General features: G+C 54.5%; 21 protein-coding genes. 12 read left to right on the top strand and 9 right to left on the bottom strand.

The window, feature by feature from the left end:
- Positions 1-212: 212 nt before the first annotated feature.
- Complete coding sequence (locus tag A6A26_RS25625; protein ID WP_156506688.1) at positions 213-398, top strand: hypothetical protein; 186 nt, start codon at positions 213-215, stop codon at positions 396-398.
- A gap of 3 nt (positions 399-401) precedes the next feature.
- Here the strand turns inward: A6A26_RS25625 and tkt are convergent, their stop codons facing one another.
- Together tkt and tal are read right to left on the bottom strand one after the other, a co-directional pair.
- Positions 402-2,402, bottom strand: a complete 2,001-nt coding sequence (tkt, locus tag A6A26_RS20725) for a transketolase (RefSeq protein ID WP_063880493.1) — start codon at positions 2,400-2,402, stop codon at positions 402-404.
- 62 nt (positions 2,403-2,464) lie between these two features.
- On the bottom strand, positions 2,465-3,415 hold the full coding sequence (tal, locus tag A6A26_RS20720; RefSeq protein ID WP_063880491.1) for a transaldolase: 951 nt from the start codon (positions 3,413-3,415) through the stop codon (positions 2,465-2,467).
- 359 nt (positions 3,416-3,774) lie between these two features.
- On the opposite strand from tal, the gene maeB reads away from it, so the two are divergent.
- A complete protein-coding gene (gene maeB / locus A6A26_RS20715; protein WP_063880489.1) occupies positions 3,775-6,054 on the top strand; it encodes an NADP-dependent oxaloacetate-decarboxylating malate dehydrogenase in 2,280 nt (759 codons plus the stop codon).
- A gap of 97 nt (positions 6,055-6,151) precedes the next feature.
- Here the strand turns inward: maeB and hemF are convergent, their stop codons facing one another.
- Positions 6,152-7,066: an oxygen-dependent coproporphyrinogen oxidase gene (gene hemF, locus A6A26_RS20710; RefSeq protein WP_063880487.1), complete on the bottom strand. Its 915-nt coding sequence runs from the start codon at positions 7,064-7,066 to the stop codon at positions 6,152-6,154.
- A 48-nt stretch (positions 7,067-7,114) separates the two neighbouring features.
- The gene (amiA, locus tag A6A26_RS20705) at positions 7,115-7,960 is read right to left on the bottom strand and encodes an N-acetylmuramoyl-L-alanine amidase AmiA (protein WP_241567980.1); all 846 of its coding nucleotides are present in this window, start codon (positions 7,958-7,960) and stop codon (positions 7,115-7,117) included.
- 209 nt (positions 7,961-8,169) lie between these two features.
- Between amiA and A6A26_RS20700 the strand changes: the two genes are divergently transcribed.
- The 10 genes from A6A26_RS20700 to A6A26_RS20655 all read left to right on the top strand — a co-directional run bounded on the left by A6A26_RS20700 (position 8,170) and on the right by A6A26_RS20655 (position 16,959).
- The gene (locus tag A6A26_RS20700) at positions 8,170-8,595 is read left to right on the top strand and encodes a GNAT family acetyltransferase (RefSeq protein WP_006117810.1); all 426 of its coding nucleotides are present in this window, start codon (positions 8,170-8,172) and stop codon (positions 8,593-8,595) included.
- On the top strand, positions 8,585-9,046 hold the full coding sequence (locus A6A26_RS20695) for a DUF2919 domain-containing protein (protein ID WP_063880483.1): 462 nt from the start codon (positions 8,585-8,587) through the stop codon (positions 9,044-9,046). The genes A6A26_RS20700 and A6A26_RS20695 overlap by 11 nt, the downstream gene beginning before the upstream one ends.
- A gap of 75 nt (positions 9,047-9,121) precedes the next feature.
- On the top strand, positions 9,122-9,742 hold the full coding sequence (locus A6A26_RS20690) for an RpoE-regulated lipoprotein (RefSeq protein WP_063880482.1): 621 nt from the start codon (positions 9,122-9,124) through the stop codon (positions 9,740-9,742).
- A 208-nt stretch (positions 9,743-9,950) separates the two neighbouring features.
- Positions 9,951-10,964 carry a sulfate ABC transporter substrate-binding protein gene (locus tag A6A26_RS20685; protein WP_063880478.1) on the top strand — a complete coding sequence of 338 codons (1,014 nt, stop codon included), beginning with the start codon at positions 9,951-9,953 and terminating at the stop codon, positions 10,962-10,964.
- Positions 10,965-10,966: 2 nt separating this feature from the next.
- Positions 10,967-11,800 (top strand): sulfate/thiosulfate ABC transporter permease CysT, encoded by an 834-nt coding sequence (gene cysT / locus A6A26_RS20680; RefSeq protein ID WP_063880477.1) that lies wholly within the window; start codon positions 10,967-10,969, stop codon positions 11,798-11,800.
- A complete protein-coding gene (cysW, locus tag A6A26_RS20675; RefSeq protein ID WP_063880473.1) occupies positions 11,800-12,675 on the top strand; it encodes a sulfate/thiosulfate ABC transporter permease CysW in 876 nt (291 codons plus the stop codon). The genes cysT and cysW overlap by 1 nt, the downstream gene beginning before the upstream one ends.
- Positions 12,665-13,753, top strand: coding sequence for a sulfate/thiosulfate ABC transporter ATP-binding protein CysA (gene cysA, locus A6A26_RS20670; protein ID WP_063880472.1), 1,089 nt, complete (start codon positions 12,665-12,667; stop codon positions 13,751-13,753). Before cysW ends, cysA begins: the two co-directional genes overlap by 11 nt.
- A 117-nt stretch (positions 13,754-13,870) precedes the next feature.
- Positions 13,871-14,752: a cysteine synthase CysM gene (gene cysM / locus A6A26_RS20665; protein ID WP_063880471.1), complete on the top strand. Its 882-nt coding sequence runs from the start codon at positions 13,871-13,873 to the stop codon at positions 14,750-14,752.
- Positions 14,753-14,929: 177 nt separating this feature from the next.
- Complete coding sequence (locus A6A26_RS20660; RefSeq protein ID WP_063880470.1) at positions 14,930-15,610, top strand: response regulator transcription factor; 681 nt, start codon at positions 14,930-14,932, stop codon at positions 15,608-15,610.
- Positions 15,607-16,959, top strand: a complete 1,353-nt coding sequence (locus tag A6A26_RS20655; RefSeq protein ID WP_063880469.1) for an ATP-binding protein — start codon at positions 15,607-15,609, stop codon at positions 16,957-16,959. The genes A6A26_RS20660 and A6A26_RS20655 overlap by 4 nt, the downstream gene beginning before the upstream one ends.
- A 69-nt stretch (positions 16,960-17,028) precedes the next feature.
- On the opposite strand, the gene crr is transcribed toward A6A26_RS20655, so the two are convergent.
- The 5 genes from crr to cysZ all read right to left on the bottom strand — a co-directional run bounded on the left by crr (position 17,029) and on the right by cysZ (position 21,984).
- Positions 17,029-17,529: a PTS glucose transporter subunit IIA gene (crr, locus tag A6A26_RS20650; RefSeq protein ID WP_063880468.1), complete on the bottom strand. Its 501-nt coding sequence runs from the start codon at positions 17,527-17,529 to the stop codon at positions 17,029-17,031.
- Positions 17,530-17,571: 42 nt separating this feature from the next.
- On the bottom strand, positions 17,572-19,299 hold the full coding sequence (ptsI, locus tag A6A26_RS20645) for a phosphoenolpyruvate-protein phosphotransferase PtsI (RefSeq protein WP_063880467.1): 1,728 nt from the start codon (positions 19,297-19,299) through the stop codon (positions 17,572-17,574).
- A 160-nt stretch (positions 19,300-19,459) separates the two neighbouring features.
- Positions 19,460-19,717: a phosphocarrier protein Hpr gene (gene ptsH, locus A6A26_RS20640; protein ID WP_003848868.1), complete on the bottom strand. Its 258-nt coding sequence runs from the start codon at positions 19,715-19,717 to the stop codon at positions 19,460-19,462.
- Positions 19,718-20,106: 389 nt separating this feature from the next.
- Positions 20,107-21,075: a cysteine synthase A gene (gene cysK, locus A6A26_RS20635; RefSeq protein ID WP_063880466.1), complete on the bottom strand. Its 969-nt coding sequence runs from the start codon at positions 21,073-21,075 to the stop codon at positions 20,107-20,109.
- A gap of 141 nt (positions 21,076-21,216) precedes the next feature.
- The gene (gene cysZ, locus A6A26_RS20630; protein WP_063880465.1) at positions 21,217-21,984 is read right to left on the bottom strand and encodes a sulfate transporter CysZ; all 768 of its coding nucleotides are present in this window, start codon (positions 21,982-21,984) and stop codon (positions 21,217-21,219) included.
- Between the last annotated feature and the right edge of the window lie 69 nt (positions 21,985-22,053).

Genomic DNA, 22,053 nt, shown 5'->3' with positions numbered 1-22,053 from the left:
AAGCGTTGGCCTGGCTGATATTCACAGAGGGAAACAGGATTCAATCAGGGTAAACCCACGTCATCGCTCGGCAATAGCGAGTGGCACAACCCGCGCCACTTAACGTCATCGCAACCCATACGCGCGTTTTCCTCTTCTGTTCCGCTGGGGTTCCCACTGAAGGGAGCGTAAAGCAGGGCGGCAACGGCCGGCTGTCGAGCAGGAAAATACGTGTGATAACGCGCGGGATGCCATGCTCACTGGATAGCCTGTTCAGGACGGATAACGAAGACCTGGCGGGAGGCGATCTGCGACAGGAAGCGGATTTCAGAAAGCCGCGCGCCAGCACAGGGCTGGCGCGCGGTGGTACGCTGAACGAGCGACCTTGCCGGATAGCGGCAGGACGCTCAGGCGGGTAGGGATTACGCCGGTTTCAGCAGGGCTTCAGCATGGCTGACGATGTTTTCCACCGTAAAGCCAAATTCAGCAAAGAGTTTTTCCGCCGGAGCCGACTCACCGAAGGTGGTCATGCCCACGATGGCACCGTCCAGTCCGACGTACTTGTACCAGTAGTCTGCAATGCCCGCTTCTACCGCGACGCGCGCTTTCACGGTGGAAGGCAGTACCGACTCACGGTAAGCCGCATCCTGTGCGTCAAACAGGTCAGTTGATGGCAGCGAAACCACCCGGACCTTATGACCGCCGGTCGTCAGCTTCGCCGCCGCACCCAGGGTAATTTCCATTTCGGACCCGGTGGCAATAAGGATGATGTCTGGCGTGCCATCGCAATCCTTCAGCACATAACCCCCGCGCTTGATGTTAGCCACCTGCTCTGGAGTACGCTCAGGCTGTGCCAGGTTCTGACGCGACAGGATCAGCGCAGTCGGGCCGTGATGACGTTCAATCGCCGCCTGCCAGGCCACGGCTGTCTCTACCTGGTCACAGGGACGCCATACGCTCATATTTGGCGTCACGCGCAGGCTGGCAATTTGCTCAACCGGCTGGTGGGTCGGACCGTCTTCGCCCAGGCCAATGGAATCGTGGGTATACACCATAATCTGGCGAGCCTTCATGAGTGCCGCCATACGGACCGCGTTACGGGCGTACTCAACGAACATCAGGAAGGTTGCGGTATAAGGCACAAAGCCGCCGTGATGGGCAATCCCGTTACCGATCGCCGTCATGCCGAATTCGCGGACACCATAATGGATATAGTTCCCGGCCGGATCGTCTTTAATGGATTTTGAGCCTGACCAGATGGTGAGGTTACTCGGCGCAAGGTCGGCGGAACCGCCCAGAAACTCGGGCAGCAGTTTGCCATAAGCCTCCAGTGCGTTCTGCGAGGCTTTACGGCTGGCAATCTTTTGCGGATTCGCCTGCAGCTCGGCAACAAACTTCGCGGTTTCCGCTTCCCAGTTTGCCGGCATTCCACCGTTCATGCGGCGCTCGTATTCTGCGGCCAGCTCTGGATAAGCCTGCTTATAGGCAGCCAGTTTGTTGTTCCAGGCTTTTTCGCGCTCAGCGCCTGCCTGTTTGGCATCCCACTGCTGGTAAATCTCTTTGGGGATCTCAAACGCCGGATAGTTCCAGCCCAGTTGCTTACGGGTCAGCGCCACTTCTTCTTCGCCTAACGCAGCGCCGTGGGCTTCTTCTTTACCGGCTTTATTCGGTGAGCCGAAGCCAATGACCGTACGGCAGATGATCAGTGACGGTTTATCGGTGACGCTCTGCGCTTCCTGGATGGCCGCTTTCACGGCATCGGCGTCATGGCCGTCAATCTCACCCACCACATGCCAGTTATAGGCTTCGAAGCGTTTGTGCGTATCGTCAGTAAACCAGCCTTCGGTTTCGCCATCGATAGAAATACCGTTGTGATCGTAGAAGCCAATCAGTTTACCCAGACCTAACGTACCGGCCAGCGAGCAGACTTCATGGGAAATACCTTCCATCAGGCAGCCGTCGCCCATGAACACATAGGTAAAGTGGTCGACGATATCGTGATTGGGACGGTTAAACTGGGCCGCCAGCGTACGTTCAGCAATCGCCAGACCGACGGCATTCGCCAGGCCCTGGCCCAGTGGGCCGGTGGTGGTTTCAACGCCCGGCGTGTAGCCAATTTCCGGGTGCCCCGGCGTTTTGGAATGCAGCTGGCGGAAGTTTTTCAGTTCTTCGATAGGCAGATCGTAACCGCTCAGGTGCAACAGGCTGTAAAGCAGCATGGAGCCGTGGCCGTTCGAAAGGATAAAGCGGTCGCGATCCAGCCAGGCGGGATTAGTTGGATTGTGCTGGAGGAAATCACGCCATAATACTTCGGCGATATCTGCCATGCCCATTGGCGCACCAGGGTGACCAGATTTTGCTTTTTGTACCGCATCCATACTTAATGCGCGAATGGCATTAGCCAACTCTCTGCGTGAGGACATAAAGGGTCTCCCTTGTTAAGCATCAGGGCGGGAGTGCTCCCGCCCGGTAAAAGAGGGGAAAACTAGAGGCGTGCCGCCAGCACATCTTCGAGTTTTTGCTGGTCAACGGCGAACTGACGGATACCGTCTGCCAGTTTTTCTACCGCCATGGGGTCCTGATTATGCTCCCAACGGAATTCAGCTTCAGACAGCGGCGACGGCTGATGGAAACACTCGGTTGACGGCTCCAGCTTACGTTCAATTGGCTCATCACTGTTTTGCAGCTCTTCCAGCAGATTCGGTGAAAGCGTCAGGCGGTCACAACCGGCCAGCGCAAGTACCTGTTCAACTTTACGGAAGCTGGCACCCATGATGATGGTGTCATAACGGTGCTTCTTGTAGTAATCGTAAATACGGCGCACGGATTTCACGCCAGGATCTTCATCAGCGCTGTACGGGTCCATCGGTTTGCGTGAGTTGTACCAGTCATAGATACGACCGACAAACGGTGAAATCAGGTAAACACCGGCTTCGGCGCAGGCGCGCGCCTGCGCAAACGAGAACAGCAACGTCAGGTTGCACTGGATACCATTTTTTTCCAGTTCTTCCGCTGCCTTGATGCCTTCCCACGTTGACGCCAGTTTGATCAGAATACGTGAGCGGTCAATACCGTGCTCTTCATACATGCGAACCAGCTTTTCAGCTTTCGTGACGCACATGCCACGATCGAAGGAGAGGCGCGCATCCACTTCGGTCGAAACACGGCCCGGTATGCTTTTCAGAATTTCCATACCGAGGTTAATAGCCACTTTGTCGCTGGCGTTGATGATCTGCGTCTCTTTGCTGCCGCCCTGTTTTTTCGCATAGTCGATGGCGTCATCAATCAGATGTTTGTAAGGCTGGAGAGCAGATGCTTTCAGAATAAGCGAGGGATTGGTGGTCGCATCTTGTGGGTGATAATTTCGAATCGATTCAATATCGCCACTGTCAGCCACCACGGTGGTGAACTGTTTAAGGGCTTCAAGCTGGTTCATTTCTACACTCCTTGAAAATACATTGTAACGAAAGGGAACACCTCTGGCCTCGTGCCCTAATCCGTGCAGACATTACGGGTCGCAGTAACGCCGACTCACCACATTGCAACAGACGGGGTGCAGTGAAAATGCGTTTTCTCTGAATGTTGTGCGATGAGGGTAGCGCGTCACCACCCGAGAGAGCATTTCTGCGGATAACGACTGCCCGGCTATTAAGAATAGCAGCCATGACAAATGACGCAGGCCAGACTGTAACAATCTGTGCCCTAAGAAATGAGGTTCTTTGAAGCGCCTCACCGCTTTGTGGTGGTCTGCTTTCTATACTGGGCGCTCACTCACCTGGCGAAGAAGGACGTCAAATGGATGACCAACTGAAGCAAAGTGCGCTTGATTTTCACCAGTATCCCACTCCCGGCAAGATTCAGGTGTCGCCGACCAAGCCGCTGGCGACGCAGCGCGATCTGGCCCTGGCCTATTCACCCGGCGTTGCCGCACCCTGTTTAGAAATTGCCGCCGATCCGCTGGCCGCCCATAAATACACCGCGCGCGGCAATCTGGTGGCGGTCATTTCTAACGGCACGGCGGTGCTGGGCCTGGGGAACATCGGGGCGCTGGCCGGTAAACCGGTGATGGAAGGCAAAGGTGTATTATTCAAGAAGTTTGCCGGCATTGACGTCTTTGATATTGAGGTCGATGAGCATGACCCGGACAAGCTGATTGAGATTATCGCGGCGCTGGAGCCGACCTTTGGCGGCATCAATCTTGAAGATATTAAAGCGCCGGAATGTTTTTACATTGAGCAGCAGCTGCGGCAACGGATGAAAATCCCCGTGTTTCACGACGATCAGCACGGTACGGCGATTATCTGTACGGCGGCGGTGTTAAACGGGCTGCGCATTATCAAAAAAGCGATCTCAGACGTGCGGTTGGTGGTGTCCGGCGCGGGCGCATCGGCGATTGCCTGTATGAACCTGCTGGTCGCCTTGGGCTTACAGAAACACAATATTCAGGTGTGCGATTCCAAAGGCCTGATTTATCGCGGGCGCGAACCCAACATGGCCGAGACCAAGGCTGACTATGCGGTTGAGGATCAGGGCAAACGTACGCTGGCGGAGGTGATTGAGGGCGCGGATATTTTCCTTGGCTGCTCCGGCCCGGACGTGCTCACGCCTGAGATGGTGAAAACCATGGCAAAGGACCCCCTGATTCTGGCGCTGGCGAATCCGCAGCCAGAAATCCTGCCGCCGTTAGCCAAAGCCGTGCGGCCTGATGCGATTATCTGTACCGGCCGTTCTGACTTTCCTAATCAGGTGAATAACGTCCTGTGCTTTCCGTTTATCTTCCGCGGTGCGCTGGATGTTGGCGCGACCGCCATCAATGAAGCGATGAAGCTGGCCGCGGTTCACGCTATCGCCGATCTGGCGCAGGCAGAACAGAGCGATGTGGTGGCATCGGCCTATAGCGATCAGGACCTGAGTTTTGGGCCGGACTATCTGATTCCTAAACCTTTCGATCCTCGTTTAATCGTGCAGATTGCTCCCGCCGTGGCGAAAGCGGCGATGGATTCCGGCGTGGCAACCCGGCCGATTAGCGACTTTTACGCCTACCGCGAACAGCTCACGGAATTTGTTTATAAAACCAATCTGTTTATGAAGCCGATTTTCTCTCAGGCCCGTAAAGCGCCGAAACGTGTGGTGCTGGCCGAAGGGGAAGAGGTGCGGGTGCTGCATGCGACGCAGGAACTCGTGTCGCTGGGGCTGGCAAAACCCATTCTGATAGGCCGCCCGAACGTGATTGCCATGCGGCTGGAGAAGCAGGGGCTGAAAATCGAAGCCGGGAAGGATTTTGAAATCGTCAATAATGAATCCGATCCGCGTTTCAAAGCATACTGGAATGAGTATTACCAGATGATGAAGCGGCGCGGCGTAACGCCTGAGCAGGCGCAGCGCGCGGTGATCGGTAATCCGACGCTGATTGGTGCCATCATGGTCTATCGCGGTGAAGCGGACGCGCTCATCTGCGGCACCATTGGGGATTACAACGAGCACTACGAGATTGTGGAAAAAGTGCTGGGCCTGCGTTCCGATGTGAAAGTCGCGGGAGCCATGAACGCGTTGCTGCTGCCAAACGGCAACACCTTTATTGCTGACACCTATGTGAATGAAGATCCCACGCCCGAGCAGCTCGCAGACATCACCCTGATGGCGGCCGAAACCGTGCGGCGATTTGGGATTGAACCGCGCGTGGCGCTGTTGTCGCACTCCAGCTTTGGCACCTCAAATGCACCCGGCGCACGTAAAATGCGTGACGTACTGGCGCTGGTGCAGCAGCGGGCACCTGAGCTGGAAATTGACGGCGAGATGCACGGTGATGCGGCGCTGGTGGAAAGTATTCGTCGGGAAATCATGCCCGACAGCCCGCTAAAAGGCAGTGCCAACCTGTTGATCATGCCCAATGTGGAGGCAGCGCGAATCAGCTATAACCTGTTGCGCGTCTCCAGTTCTGAAGGCGTAACGGTGGGGCCGGTGCTGATGGGAATGACGAAGCCCGTGCACGTCCTTACCCGTATCGCCTCCGTGCGGCGCATCGTTAATATGGTGGCGCTGGCCGTGGTGGAAGCGCAAACCCAGCCGCTATAATGAAACGGGGCCGCATTCAACGATGCGGCCCCGTGTTAACCTTCGCCCCGCAGAGGGCTGGTTTGCCTGCCTGTCATGCGGGGCAGGCGGACAGACTTCATGCCGGCAGGTTAAGCCAGTTCTTTACCGGCAGAAAATCACGGTAGAGCGCCGCTTCCGGCGAGTCAGGCTCAGGATGATAGTTATATTCCCAGCGTACCAGCGGCGGCAGGGACATCAGGATAGACTCCGTTCTGCCTCCGGTTTGCAGACCAAACAGCGTGCCACGGTCCCACACCAGATTAAACTCCACATAGCGACCACGGCGATAGAGCTGAAACTGACGTTCCCGCTCGCCAAAAGGCACGTGTTTGCGGCGCGCGACGATTGGCTGATAAGCGTCCAGGAAGCCCCGGCCCACCGCCTGAATCAACGCAAAGCTGTTTTCAAAGCCGGGCTGGTGGATATCATCAAAGAACAACCCACCGATGCCGCGCTGCTCGTCGCGGTGTTTCAGATAGAAATAGTCATCGCACCACTTTTTAAAGCGCGGATAGACATCTTCGCCAAAGGGCTGACAAATATCGAATGCCGTCTGGTGCCAGTGCAGTGCATCCTCTTCGAAACCGTAAAACGGCGTCATATCGAAGCCACCGCCAAACCACCAAATAGGTTCAGCGCCAGGTTTTTCGGCAATAAAGAAACGCACGTTGGCATGACTGGTCGGCACATACGGATTATGAGGATGAATGACCAGCGAAACGCCCATGGCTTCAAAACTGCATCCGGCCAGTTCAGGGCGATGCGCGGTAGCGGACGCGGGCATCTGGTCGCCATGAACGTGCGAAAAGTTGACGCCGGCCTGTTCAAAGACCGCGCCATCACGCAGCACGCGGCTTCGTCCGCCGCCGCCGCCGGGGCGCTGCCAGCTGTCTTCAATAAACTGTGCACCGCCGTCTTCGGCGGTCAGCTTGCTACAAATCTCATCCTGCAGATCCAACAGGAACGTTTTTACACGGGAGATATCAGGCATGTGATGGGCTTCTCTTGGTAAAAATTGGACGTGATTATAGCTTATTCATTACGACATTCGGCGATCGTACTCATCAAAGTAATTGATTATTCCGGTGGCGATAGCCGATGCAATTTTTTGACGGAATGCGCTGGTGCCCAGTAACTGCTCTTCCCGCGGGTTAGTGATAAACGAGGTTTCCACCAGCACCGAGGGAATCGACGGGGATTTTAATACGGCAAACGCGGCCTGTTCCGTGTGCTGACTGTGAAGGTGATGCACGGGACGGATCTGATCCAGCACGTGTTTGCCCAGCGTCAGGCTGTTTTTGATGGTGTCCGTTTGCACCAGGTCAAACAGGATCTGCTGCAGATAGTGATCCTGCGCTTCCACCTTTGCGCCACCGACCTTGTCGGCATCGTTCTCTCTGTTTGACAGATAGCGCGCCATGCTACTGCTGGCACCGCGGTTGGACAGGGCGAAGACCGAGGCACCGTTGGCATCCGGGCTGGTATAGCCATCTGCATGGATGGACATAAACAGATTCGCGCCATGCTGATGGGCAATTTCCACGCGCTGATAAAGGGGAATAAAGTGATCGCTGTCGCGCGTCAGGCGCACCTCAATGCGCGGATGTGACTGTAGCTCACGGCGGACGTTGTTGGCGATTTCTAAGACAATATGCTTCTCTTCCGCGCCTTCTTCGCCCACCGCACCCGAATCAATCCCGCCGTGGCCAGGGTCGATCATGACAATGCGTTTACCGTTACTGGCTGGCGGCTTTGGCGAGGTGTGACGGGAAGAGAGAGAAGCCTGCTGTTCTTTTGCCTGTACGGCGCGCGGAGACAACACGGCCAGTGCAAGTCCTGACAGCAGAAGCTGGCGGCGGTGAATTAAACGTTTAAGCAAATGCATGTGCAGGTCCATAAGCAACAATTATGCAAAGTGTTATAGCGTAACGTTAGCGCCACGGCGATCTTTCAACCATTTCAGGTTATTACTTTGTATTTCAGCTCACTAACAGCCAAATCCCTTTTTTTTAACGTTGCCCCCGGTAGGGAGGGTTGCGCCAGCCGAAGAAAGCGTGATAATCAGCAAATTGTGGTGAATAGCAGGTAAAGAAGATGGAAATCCGCACCTTCCGCCAGGAAGACTTTGAAGAAGTAATCACGCTCTGGGAGCGCTGCGATTTGTTACGGCCGTGGAACGATCCCGAGCTGGATATCGAACGCAAAATGCATCACGACGCCGATCTTTTCCTGGTGGCAGAAGTGGGCGGTGAAGTCGTCGGCACGGTGATGGGTGGCTACGACGGTCATCGCGGCGCGGCCTATTACCTTGCTGTGCATCCTGACTATCAGGGACGCGGTTTTGCCAATGCCTTGATGAACCGCCTTGAGAAAAAACTGATTGCACGCGGCTGTCCAAAAATCCATTTGATGGTGCGTGAAGAGAACGATCAGGTGGTCGCATTCTATGAAAAGCTCGACTACGAAACGGTCGATGTGGTGTTACTGGGCAAACGTTTAATCGAAGATCGTGAATATTAATTCTGTCTGGCCACCGGAAGAGTACGATGATAAAGGCCAGTTGCGCCTGCCGTTTCTTTTCTGGCTGATTCTGCTGCTACAGTCACGGACCTGGTTGCTGTTGATTATGGCCGGCGCGTCACGCCAGCAGGGGAACGATCTTCTGGCGCTCTTTTATCCTGACCGCCAGGCCTTCTGGTCAGGCCTGGCGCTGGGCTTACCGGCGCTGTTTGGCCTGCTGTTGACCGGCTACCGTTCGCGTCTGCCAAGACTGTGGCGCAGCTGGCGCCAGGTCTTAATGCTCGCTATGGCGATTAACCTGCTCTGGCAAGGCGCTCAACTGTATCTGGCTGATTTTCTCAGCTCGCCGCTCCCCTTGTTATTGACGCTGTTCGATCTGCTGGCGCTGCTGTGGTTATTCAGCAGCATCCGGCTTCGCGCCTGCTTTGTACCGCAACAGTATCCCGAATAAACTTTTTGCCGCTTTGCGACTCCAATCAGTTCTGCCTTATTGTCCTTTATTGTTCTTTTATTCACAGGAGTTTTCATGAAAGCTGTTCGTTACACGTTACTGACTGCGGCCATACTGGTCAGTGGGTGTGCCAGTTCCTCCGGTACTGACGCTAACAGCAGCCAGCAGGTAAGCTGGTGGAATCCACTGAGCTACCACTGGTCATCGGCGCTGCCCTGGAACTGGTTTGGGTCCTCGCTGACGGCCACAGAGCAGGGCGTGGGTGGCATTAATGGCTCCACCGCCATGACCGAAGCCGCCATAAAAGAGGGGCTGAAAGGCAAGTACGATCTGCGCCAGGGCATGCGCGGTCATAATGGTCAGGTGGTGTCGTTCTGGCAGGCCATGGATGACGGCAAAGTAATGCTGGTGGTTTATGGCCAGTCGCAGGTTGACCGCATTGAAGTGCTGGACAGCCACATTGCCAGCGCCGATGGCAGCAAAATCGGTGACGCGTTCAGCGCCAAATTCGACAAAGCCTTCAATAACTGTGTGCTGGCGAGCGGGCTGGACAACCGTGACGTGGAGTGCCGCGCGCCCAACAGTCAGCATCTTCGCTATGTCTACAGCGGAACCTGGCACGGGCCAGAAGGGTTGATGCCGTCGGATGACACACTCAAGAGCTGGAAGCTCAGCAAAATTGTCTGGCAGCGCTAAGGCCTTTTCGTACCGCTAAACCGCAGGGCAGACCCTCAGCCCTGCGCGTCCAATGCCACTTTCCCGCTATCTTCTGCCACCGCCTTATGCCTTTTTCGACTTTGAAATCAGCAAACGATATATAAAACCGTTACGGGTTTACGCTGAGTTATAAATAAACTGCTGTATCGGCAGATGAGATCTGCATCAAATTTCTTCAGGGTGAACCATGACCTTACCAGCGATGAAAAAAATCGTGAGCGGACTCGCACTGTCGCTGAGCCTGGCCGGTGCCGCAAACGCGACCGAGCTGCTAAACAGCTCTTACGATGTTGCACGTGAATTATTCGTCGCCCTGAATGCGCCTTTTGTCAGTCAATGGGATGCCAGCCATCCTGACGACAAGCTGACCATTAAGATGTCCCATGCCGGGTCATCTAAACAGGCGCTGGCGATCCTGCAAGGTCTGCGTGCCGATGTCGTGACCTATAACCAGGTCACGGATGTGCAGGTGTTACACGATAAAGGCAAGCTGATTCCGGCCGACTGGCAAACGCGTCTGCCGAATAACAGTTCACCCTTTTATTCCACCATGGCGTTCCTGGTGCGCAAGGGAAACCCAAAGCAGATTCACGACTGGTCCGATTTAACCCGTGACGATGTGAAGCTGATTTTTCCTAATCCCAAAACCTCCGGCAACGGGCGCTATACCTATCTTGCGGCCTGGGGCGCTGCCAGCCAGGCTGACGGGGGCGATCAGGCCAAAACCCGCGCGTTTATGACGAAGTTTTTAAAGAATGTTGAAGTGTTCGATACCGGTGGTCGCGGTGCCACAACCACCTTTGCCGAACGCGGCCTGGGAGATGTGCTGATCAGTTTTGAGTCAGAAGTGAATAACATCCGCAACCAATACGGCAAAGATGACTATGAAGTCGTGGTGCCAAAAACCGATATCCTGGCGGAGTTTCCGGTCGCCTGGGTTGATAAAAATGTCGCGCAGAATAAAACGGGCGATGCGGCAAAAGCGTATTTGACCTGGCTGTATTCCCCCGAGGCGCAGAAAATCATCACGGATTTCTATTACCGCGTGAACAATCCGCAGTTAATGGCGCAGCAAAAAGCCCGTTTCCCTGCCACCAACCTGTTTCGGGTGGAAGAGGCGTTTGGCGGCTGGGATAACGTAATGAAAACCCATTTCGCCAGCGGCGGCGAGCTGGATAAACTGTTAGCGGCGGGGCGGTAATCATGTTTGCAGCCAGCCAAAAACGCGTTCTGCCCGGTTTCGGTCTGAGCCTCGGCACCAGCCTGCTGTTTACCTGCCTGGTGCTGCTGCTGCCCATCAGCGCACTGATTATGCAGCTGTCGCAGATGACGCTGCAGCAATACTGGGACGTGGTCACCAATCCTCAACTGATCGCAGCCTACAAAGTGACGTTACTGTCGGCCGGTGTGGCCTCATTGTTTAATGCCGTATTCGGCATGTTAATGGCATGGATTTTAACGCGCTATCGCTTCCCGGGCCGCACGTTGCTTGACGGGCTGATGGATTTGCCGTTTGCGCTGCCGACCGCCGTGGCGGGCTTGACGCTGGCCGGTCTGTTTTCCGTTAACGGCTGGTACGGGCAGTGGTTTGCCCATTTCGATATCAAGATTTCCTATACCTGGATCGGTATCGCGCTGGCGATGGCGTTCACCAGTATTCCCTTTGTGGTGCGAACCGTGCAGCCGGTGCTGGAAGAGTTAGGTCCCGAATACGAGGAAGCCGCTCAGACACTGGGCGCAACGCCCTGGCAGAGCTTTCGCCGGGTCGTGTTGCCTGAAGTCGCGCCAGCCCTTCTGGCGGGCACTGCGCTGTCGTTTACCCGCAGCCTGGGTGAATTTGGTGCGGTGATCTTTATCGCGGGCAACATCGCCTGGAAAACCGAAGTGACCTCGCTGATGATTTTTGTCCGCCTGCAGGAATTTGACTACCCGGCAGCCAGCGCCATCGCCTCGGTGATTCTGACGGCATCGCTACTGTTGCTGTTCGCGATTAATACATTACAAAGCCGATTTGGTCGTCGTCTGGGAGGCCACTAATGGCAGAGATTTCGCAACTCAACGCGGCCGATCGCCAGCCGGTTAACTGGAGTAAGTGGCTGCTTATTGGTATTGGCGCACTGATATCGCTGCTTCTGCTGGTGGTGCCGATGGTCTCCATCTTCTGGGAAGCGTTGTACAAAGGGCTGGGCGTGACGTTTAGCAACCTGACCGACAGCGATATGCTGCATGCCATATGGCTGACGGTGCTGGTCGCGTTGATTACCGTGCCGGTGAATTTAGTGTTCGGCACGCTGCTGGCCTGGCTGGTGACACGCTTTACCTTTCCCGGTCGCCAGCTGCTTTTAACGCTGTTCGACATTCCGTTTGCCGTATCGCCTGTCGTGGCGGGCCTGATGTATCTCCTGTTCTGGGGCATCAATGGCCCGGCGGGCGGCTGGCTGGATGCCCATAATATTCAGGTGATGTTCTCCTGGCCTGGCATGGTGCTGGTCACCGTCTTCGTTACCTGTCCGTTTGTGGTGCGCGAACTGGTGCCGGTGATGCTGAGTCAGGGCAGTCATGAAGACGAAGCCGCCGTGCTGTTAGGTGCCTCGGGCTGGCAGATGTTCCGTCGCGTTACGCTGCCCAATATTCGCTGGGCCATGCTGTATGGCGTTGTGCTGACAAACGCCCGCGCCATTGGTGAATTCGGCGCGGTATCGGTGGTATCCGGTTCTATTCGCGGTGAAACCTATACCTTACCGCTTCAGGTTGAATTACTGCATCAGGATTACAATACGGTAGGCGCCTTTACTGCTGCGGCCTTACTGACCGTGATGGCAATCGTGACGCTGTTTCTGAAAAGCATTGTGCAATGGCGTTTAGAGCAACAGCATAAACGCCTGCAACTGGAGGACAATCATGAGCATTGAGATTAACCAGATCAACAAATCCTTTGGTCGCACAGCGGTGCTGAACGATATCTCACTGGATATTCCTTCTGGCCAGATGGTGGCATTACTGGGGCCGTCCGGTTCCGGTAAAACAACGCTGCTGCGTATTATCGCCGGGCTGGAGCATCAGAACAGCGGTCAGATCCGTTTTCATGACCACGATGTCAGCCGTCTGCATGCGCGCGAGCGTCAGGTAGGCTTTGTCTTCCAGCACTATGCGCTGTTCCGCCATATGACGGTATTCGACAACATTGCCTTTGGTCTGACGGTGTTGCCGCGCCGTGAGCGCCCGTCCAGTGCGGAGATCAAGCAGCGCGTCATGCGCCTGCTGGAGATGGTGCAACTGTCCCATCTGGCAAACCGTTTTCCGGCCCAGCTTTCTGGCGGGCAGAAACAGCGCGTCGCGTTGGCAAGGGCGCTGGCGGTAGAACCGCAAATCCTGCTGCTGGATGAGCCGTTTGGCGCGCTGGATGCGCAGGTGCGCAAAGAGTTGCGTCGCTGGTTACGCCAACTGCATGAAGAATTGAAGTTTACCAGCGTCTTTGTGACGCACGATCAGGAAGAGGCGATGGAAGTGGCCGATCGCGTGGTGGTGATGAGCCAGGGCAGCATTGAACAGGTGGGGACGCCGGACGAGGTCTGGCGCGATCCTGCCACGCGTTTCGTGCTGGAGTTCCTGGGTGAGGTTAACCGCTTTGACGGCGAAGTTCATGGCTCTCAGTTCCATGTGGGCGCGCATCACTGGCCGTTAGGTCATACCTCAGCGCATCAGGGCGCGGTCGATCTGTTCCTGCGTCCGTGGGAAATCGACGTTTCACGCAGGAGCAGCCTGGAAACGCCATTGCCTGTTCAGGTCTTAGAGGTGAGCCCTCGCGGTCATTTCTGGCAGTTGGTGGTGCAGCCAAGCGGATGGCAGAGCGAGCCATTCTCGCTGGTCTTTGATGGTGAACAAACCGCACCGCTGCGTGGCGAACGCCTGTTCGTCGGGCTACAGCAGGCCCGACTGTATCAGGGGGCGACGCCGTTACGGGCGGTTGCCTTTGCGCATAGCGCCTGATATTTTCTTTTTCACGCAGGGCGGGACGGTGTCCCGCCTTTTTAATGACCGTTATACCGCAATGATTCAGGCTGAAGCCTGAACGATGGCGGATAGCGTTTTGCCAGGAAATGCACCGTGACCACTCTGGAAGACACCATCGGTAATACGCCGCTCATCAGGTTGCAACGCCTGACGCCTGACAACGGCAGTGAGGTCTGGCTTAAACTGGAAGGGAATAATCCCGCCGGTTCAGTGAAAGATCGCGCCGCCTGGTCGATGATCCATCAGGCGGAGCGGCGCGGTGACATTACTCCAGGCGATCGGCTGATTGAAGCCACCAGCGGCAACACCGGTATTGCGCTGGCGATGATTGCGGCAATGAAAGGTTATAAGCTACGGCTGCTGATGCCGGATAACATGAGCCAGGAGCGGCAGGATGCGATGCGTGCCTATGGTGCCGAGCTGGTGCTGGTCAGCCGTGAACAGGGAATGGAAGGCGCCCGCGATCGGGCCCAGGAGATGGCTGCCCGGGGTGAAGGCACCGTACTGGATCAGTTTAATAATCCCGACAATCCACTTGGCCACTACCAAACCACCGGGCCGGAGCTGTGGCAGCAGTCGAAACAGCGGATGACCCACTTTGTTTCCAGCATGGGCACCACCGGCACGATTACCGGCGTAGGTCGGTTTTTAAAAGATCATCATACCGGCGTGAAAGTGATTGGCCTGCAGCCGACCGAAGGCAGCAGTATTCCCGGCATCCGCCGCTGGCCACAGGCCTATATGCCGGGCATTTATCGTCCTGAGTTGGTGGATGAGATTATTGATATGGGCCAGCAGGAAGCCGAAGAAACCATGCGCGCGCTGGCGCGTCGTGAGGGCATTTTCTGTGGCGTCAGCTCCGGTGGCTCGGTTGCCGGGGCGTTGCGCATTGCCAAAGCCTGGCCGGGAAGCGTGGTGGTGGCTATCGTCTGTGACCGTGGCGATCGCTATCTTTCGACCGGCATCTATCAGTAGCGTGTCGTCAATATCGACGCGTTAAGAAAGGCTTGTGCTATCCGCCGGGTGCATAAGCCTTTTTTATTTGCCTGGGTTCGCACTATGCTTAATCGCATCTGTAAGGATCGCGTAAAACCGGCTGCGCATTGCGCTGACTCGGGTCAAAATAGCGCCAGTTACACATGAGAGATAACAATGAAAATCTTGCTGGTAGATGACGACGTAGAGTTAGGCACCATGTTAAGCCAATATCTGATTACGGAAGGCTTTGACACGCAACTGGTTTTAACCGGCACGGCCGGGGTTCAGGGGGCGCTGTCCGGTGAGTTTAGCGCCATGATCCTGGATATCATGCTGCCCGATATGAGCGGCACTGATGTGCTGCGCCAGGTGCGTCAGCAAAGCCGCTTACCGGTAATTATGCTGACCGCCAAAGGCGATAACATTGACCGGGTCATCGGGCTGGAGATGGGCGCTGATGACTATATGCCCAAGCCCTGTTATCCCCGTGAGCTGGTTGCGCGTTTGCGCGCCGTACTGCGCCGCGTTGAGGAGCTTGCGCCGCCGCAGGACAAGAAAGAGACACTGCAATGGGGCGAGTTAACCCTCAATTCGGCCAGGCGCATTACGGAATGGCGTGGCAAAACCTTTGACCTGACCGCCTCAGAATTTAACCTGCTCGATTTGCTGTTGCGCTCACCCGACCGTGTCGTCACCAAAGACGAACTGTCAGAAAAAGGGCTGGGACGACCGCGTGAGGCTTACGATCGTAGCGTGGACGTGCACATCAGTAATATCCGTCAGAAACTCAGTGCGCTGACGGCGGAGAGCATTACGATTGAAACCGTCCGCAGCATTGGCTATCGCATTCGATGAATCACAGCTATCGCGGACGCATGTTCTGGAAGATCCTGCTGGGCTTCTGGCTGGTGTTTGTCATTATCAGCCAGCTTATCTGGTTGGGGTTTTCGCTTTCCGGTACCCGACACCATCCACCTGAACTCCTGGTAACACAGCGTCTGGCTGACGTGATAATGGCGTCAGCGTCATCTGTGTTGGAACGTGAAGGGCCCGCCGCACTTGCGGTAATGACAGCGGAATGGACGCCTGAAGAACGGCAATTTCTCAGCATCAATCCCGTTGATGATCTTCAGTCTGACGCCAGCGCAATCCCCTCCGTTTCCGAAACACCCGACAAATCACTATTTCCCGACCAGTTGGTGCGCCAGGTGCAAGGAGCCGATGGCAAGGATTATGAGCTCCTGTACGATCTCAGAGGCATGCGTGAACGGAGTCGGGAAGGGCGGCCGCACAGTTTCCTGAATATTCCCGAGCCGATGTTTATCTTTGCTGGCTCGGTGGGGCTGCTGTTCAGTTTGCTTCTCGCCTGGAACCTGACCCGGCCGATGCGACAGCTGCGTGAAGGATTTTCCCGGGTGGCAAATGGTGATTTGCGCGTCCGGCTTTACCCGGCGTTGCGTAAACGTCACGATGAGCTGTCCAGCGTGGCACAGGCCTTTGATGCCATGGTGGAGCGGCTGGATACGCTGGTGAAGGCGCGTGAAGCTCTGCTTCATGATATCTCCCATGAACTCCGTTCCCCGCTTGCCCGCCTGCAACTGGCAACCGGCCTGGCACGGCAACGGCCGGAAAACGTGAATGCTTCGCTGGATCGCATTGACGAAGAGGCACAACGGCTCGATAAGATGATCGGCGAGCTGTTGACCCTAGCGCGTGCGGAGCATGAAAGTATGCCGGGTGATCACTATTTTGATCTGGCGGGATTGTTAGAGGCGGTCGTGACAGATCTGCGTTATGAAGCGCAGATTCCCGGTGTTGAGGTGACGTTTGACGTTGACGGTCAGGCCGATCATACCGTGCGCGGCAATGCTGAACTGTGTCGTCGTGGCATTGAGAATGTGTTGCGCAATGCGTTGCGCTTCTCGCTTCCGGGGCAGCGGATTGAGGTGAGCCTGAAGGTGGAATCTCAGTGGCTGGCCATTCACGTGCGCGATCAGGGGCCTGGCGTGGATGAAACCAAGCTCTCCAGTATTTTCGACCCTTTTGTGCGGGTGAATTCACCCCTGATGGGGAAAGGTTATGGGCTGGGGCTCGCTATCGTGCGTAAGGTGGTTCTGGCGCATCATGGCGAAGTCCGCGCCGTTAACCGGCCAGAAGGCGGTCTTGAGTTAACCCTGCGTTTACCGCGTTGGCAGCCGCATTAATGTTGTCACAGGCCATAAAAAAACGGCACCTTTGAGGGTGCCGTTTTTCTTTTTAGGTCTTAGTGCGGATTACTTCTTAATACGAATCACCGGCGTTTCACCCACGATGACCTGACCAGAAAGCTTAGTCAGCTCTTTGATCTCATCCATGTTGGAAATGACAACCGGTGTTAACGTTGATTTTGCTTTCTCTTCCAGCAGCGCCAGATCGAACTCGATAACCACGTCGCCTTTTTTAACCTTCTGACCTTCTTCAGCGATACGTTTAAAGCCTTCACCTTTCAGCTCAACGGTATCAATACCGAAATGAACGAAAAGCTCAATGCCATTATCTGATTCAATTGAAAAGGCGTGATTGGTTTCAAAAATCTTGCCGATAGTACCGTCAACCGGTGCAACCATTTTGTTGCCGCTGGGTTTGATCGCAATACCGTCACCCACGATTTTTTCTGCAAACACCACATCTGGTACGTCTTCAATGTTCACGATTTCGCCTGACAGAGGCGCTACGATATCAATTGTCCCAGCGCTATCTGTTTTTTCGCCAAAAAGTTTAGAAAACAAACCCATGATCTTCTCCTAAGCAGTAATTTGGGGCCAGCATCTCGTGGATCAGCAGAGCGTTTTTTCTTTAATGAACTTGTTAACCAGGTTCATCAAGTCTTCCGCCGTAGGTTGAGCCAGTGCCTGCTCTGCCAACGCCTTCGCATCTTCGAAATGTGTATTACGAATAATTTTCTTGATGCCAGGGATAGAAATGGCACTCATGCTGAATTCGTCCAGCCCCATTCCCAGTAACAGTAGTGTAGCACGTTCGTCACCTGCCAGCTCACCACACATGCCAGTCCATTTACCTTCAGCATGAGACGCATCAATAACTTGCTTGATGAGGTTCAATACTGACGGTGTCATTGGGTTATACAGGTGCGAAATCAAATCATTACCACGATCTACTGCAAGAGTATACTGCGTCAAATCGTTTGTCCCAATGCTAAAGAAGTCGACTTCTTTAGCCAGGTGACGGGCAATCACGGCAGAAGCAGGGGTTTCAACCATAATGCCGACTTCGATTGACTCATCAAACGCTTTGCCTTCTTCGCGTAACTGCGCTTTAAGCAGCTCCAGTTCCGCTTTCAGACTGCGTACTTCTTCGACCGAAATAATCATCGGGAACATGATACGCAGCTTACCGAAGGACGAAGCACGCAGAATGGCGCGCAGCTGAGCATGCAGGATCTCTTTACGATCCATTGCGATACGGATAGCACGCCAGCCCAGGAACGGGTTCTCTTCTTTTGGCAGGTTCATGTAAGGCAGGTCTTTGTCACCGCCGATGTCCATGGTACGCACGATAACGGCCTGCGATCCCATCGCTTCAGCAACGGCTTTATAGGCCTGGAACTGCTCTTCTTCGGTAGGCAGCGAATCGCGATCCATAAACAGGAACTCGGTGCGGTACAGACCTACACCTTCAGCGCCGTTACGCTCGGCTCCGGCGATATCACGCACGGTTCCGATATTGGCGCAGACTTCGACCTGATGACCATCCAGCGTCACCGCCGGCAGGTCTTTCAGCTTGGCCAGTTCATGTTTTTCTGAATGATACTGATGCTGAACGGCTTTCAGCTCTTCCTGAACCGCTTCAGACGGGTTGATGTGAATCGCATTGTTCACGCCATCCAGAATAATGAAATCGCCGTTCTTGATCGTGGCGGTCACGTTACCGGTACCGACGATTGCCGGGATCTCTAACGAGCGAGCCATGATTGACGTGTGCGAAGTCCGACCGCCCAAATCGGTAATAAAGCCCAGCACCTTTTTCAGGTTCAGCTGTGCGGTTTCTGACGGCGTTAAATCTTTCGCCACCAGAATAGATTCGTCCTGGATTGCGCTCAGGTCGACAATGTGCAGACCTAAAATATTTTGTAGCAGGCGTTTGCCGATGTCGCGCACGTCCGCCGCGCGCTCTTTCAGGTATTCATCGTCCAGCTCTTCCAGGGCTTTAGCCTGAGCGTCAATCACTGAGTTCACAGCGGCATCGGCAGTAGCGTGATCTTTTTTGATCAGGTCGGTGATTTCCTGCTCCAGCTCTTCGTCTTCCAGCAACATAATGTGGCCTTCGAAGATCGCTGCTTTTTCTTCACCCAGGGTTTCGCTGGCTTTAATGCGAATGGCTTCCAGCTGCTCAGCCGCTTTGCCACGGCCCTGAAGAAAACGCTGAATTTCCTGCTCAACCTGATCATCTGAAATCTTTTTGCGGTTGATGACGATCTCGTCTTCTTTCAGCAGCAGAGCTTTGCCGAAAGCGATACCTGGTGATGCTAAAATGCCTGAAATCATAACCTTACCTTTTTATCACGATGGCTGACTGGACTCGTTGCATTGCCATAGTCGTGGGACACGTACTCTACGAAAGCAATAACGCGGACAGTTTGTCCGCGATCAAGATGTTGCACGCAATGGCGCAGAAGAGTCGTTTTAAAGCGGTGCAGAAAGGAGATTACTCCAGTTCCGCCATCAGCTTAACCAAATGCTCTACGGCTTTTTGCTCATCTTCACCTTCCGCAGAAAGTGTGACAACGGTGCCCTGGGTCAGACCCAAAGTCTGCAGCTTGAACAGGCTTTTAGCGCTGGCAGATTTACCATTGGAGGTGACAGTGATTTCTGACTGGAAGGCTTTAGCTTCTTTGACAAATTGCGCAGCAGGGCGAGTATGCAGTCCGTTTGGTGCGGTAATGGTAACTTCTTGCTGGAACATTCTATTTCCCCAACTTTTTCAGGATTAGTGTTATGGATCTAAAGTCTAGCCTGGAGCCGTAACTTTAGCCTGTGTAGGTGCGCGGGTATACATCTTACTGTCTGACAAATGCGCTTGAATGAGTCTTTCTTTCCCGCTGAGTGTCAAAAAGCGTTTTGAGCACGTCACCGGGTAATTATGCCGTGATTCGCCCTTTCACTAAATCTGAATATTGACTCAGCTTGATCCACTTCAAAGGAGGATTAATTTCAGGCTTCGAAATAATTGGCAGTCTAAATACCAGAGCCACGTTACTGAAATCAATCTGCCGCATGGTAAAAGTGAGATCTACGCCACAAAAAAGCACCCATCTGGGTGCTTTTTAAGCATTTATCCGAAAGCCTTCCCGCTTACTGCAGTTCTTTCTCGGTAAAGAGATCGGCAAACAGGGCAGTACTCAGATAGCGCTCACCAGAAGAGGGGAGGATAACCACAATATTCTTGTCGGCATAGGCTTCGTCTTCCTGCAGCTTCAGCGCGGCGGCGACGGCAGCGCCAGAGGAAATACCTGCCAGAATACCTTCTTCTTCCATCAGGCGACGTGCCGTAGAGATAGCGTCTTCGTTGGTGATGGCGACAGCCAGGTCAATCAGCGCCAGATCCAGGTTGCCGGGAATAAAACCGGCACCAATGCCCTGAATTTTATGTGGGCCAGGTTTCAGCTCTTCGCCTGCCATTGCCTGAGCAATCACGGGAGAATCGGTTGGCTCGACCGCTACCGTGATCAATGATTTTTTACCCTTGGTGTTTTTGATGTAGCGGCTCACACCTGTCAGGGTGCCACCGGTGCCGACACCGGCAATAAACACATCCACTTCACCATCGGTGTCTTCCCAGATTTCCGGGCCGGTGGTCTTTTCATGAATTTCCGGGTTGGCCGGGTTGCTGAACTGCTGCAGCAGCAAGAATTTATCCGGATTGCTGGCAACAATCTCTTCAGCTTTGCCGATTGCGCCTTTCATGCCTTTTGCGCCTTCGGTCAGCACCAGGTTCGCACCCAATGCTTTCAGCAGTTTACGACGTTCAACGGACATGGTATCCGGCATGGTCAGCGTCAGCTTATAACCGCGCGCGGCAGCCACGTACGCCAGTGCAATCCCGGTGTTACCACTGGTCGGCTCAACCAGCTCAATGCCGGGCTTAAGAATACCGCGCTTTTCTGCGTCCCAAATCATATTGGCACCGATACGGCATTTCACACTAAAGCTTGGGTTACGGGACTCAACCTTGACAAGGATGCGGCCGTTACCGATGCGGTTCAGTCGAACCAGCGGCGTATGACCAATTGTTAAAGAGTTGTCTTCATAAATCTTGCTCATAGCCTGTCCTTAACTGTATGAATTATTGGGAACCCTCAGAGCATACCTGTTCTTCTTTCTGGCGGAAGGAAAGAAATCATATATCTATATGTCTCATGGCAATAAGACCTGCAAAAAATCGCATAAGGCTGGCTGATGAGTTTAGCCTGGGTTTGCGCGGGCAAGGCGCGTGCGATAGCGATCGACCCACATCGCCGTTGCGCCACAAACCGCCACCGGCATGATGGCAAGGTTAACCACAGGAATCATGGTAAACAGGCTGACCAGCGCCCCAAACTGCATATTCGCCGTCTTGTGCTGACGCAAGGCATGGCGCATCTGCTGAAAACCTACCTTATGGTTATCGAAGGGATAGTCGCAGTATTGAATGGACAGCATCCATGCGCTGAACATAAACCACAGCACCGGCGCGACAGTTTGCCCAAAGCCCGGAATAAAGTAGAGCAGCAGTAAGCCAAGCGCGCGGGGCAGGTAGTAGCCCAGCTTCTGTAATTCACGTTTCATGATACGCGGTATATCTTTGAGCATGCCGACCCAGCCGCTGTCGGGGAGCGGTTTGCCGGTCAGGCGCGCTTCCAGTTGTTCTGCCAGCAGGCCACAAAAGGGGGCAGCAATCAGATTGGCTAGGGTGGAAAAGAAGTAGCTGAACACCAGCACGACGGAAATCACAGACAGCGGCCACAGCAAATAGCTCAGCCACTGCAGCCAGTCTGGCACATGGGACATTAACTGTGGTATCCACGTATCAAGCTGGTAAAAAAGCCACACGAAAGCGCCGCCCAGCAGAACGATATTGACCAGTAAAGGGATGATCACAAAGCGCCTGATGCCGGGTAATCTGACCAGCTTCCAGCCCTGGCTGAAGTAGTGCACACCGTTAAATGAGGATACCGAATTGTTTACAGCCATAGAGCCCATTCTCCTGAAGATGTTAAGGCGCGCCCACTATAACCTGGCTTTTTCTGCTGGCCAGGTGCC

This window comes from Pantoea sp. OXWO6B1 (assembly GCF_001641135.1).
In the GTDB taxonomy this organism is placed as follows: Bacteria; Pseudomonadota; Gammaproteobacteria; order Enterobacterales; family Enterobacteriaceae; genus Pantoea; species Pantoea allii.
The sequence above is the reverse complement of the archived record's forward strand: the minus strand, read 5'-3'. Positions and strand labels throughout refer to the sequence as shown.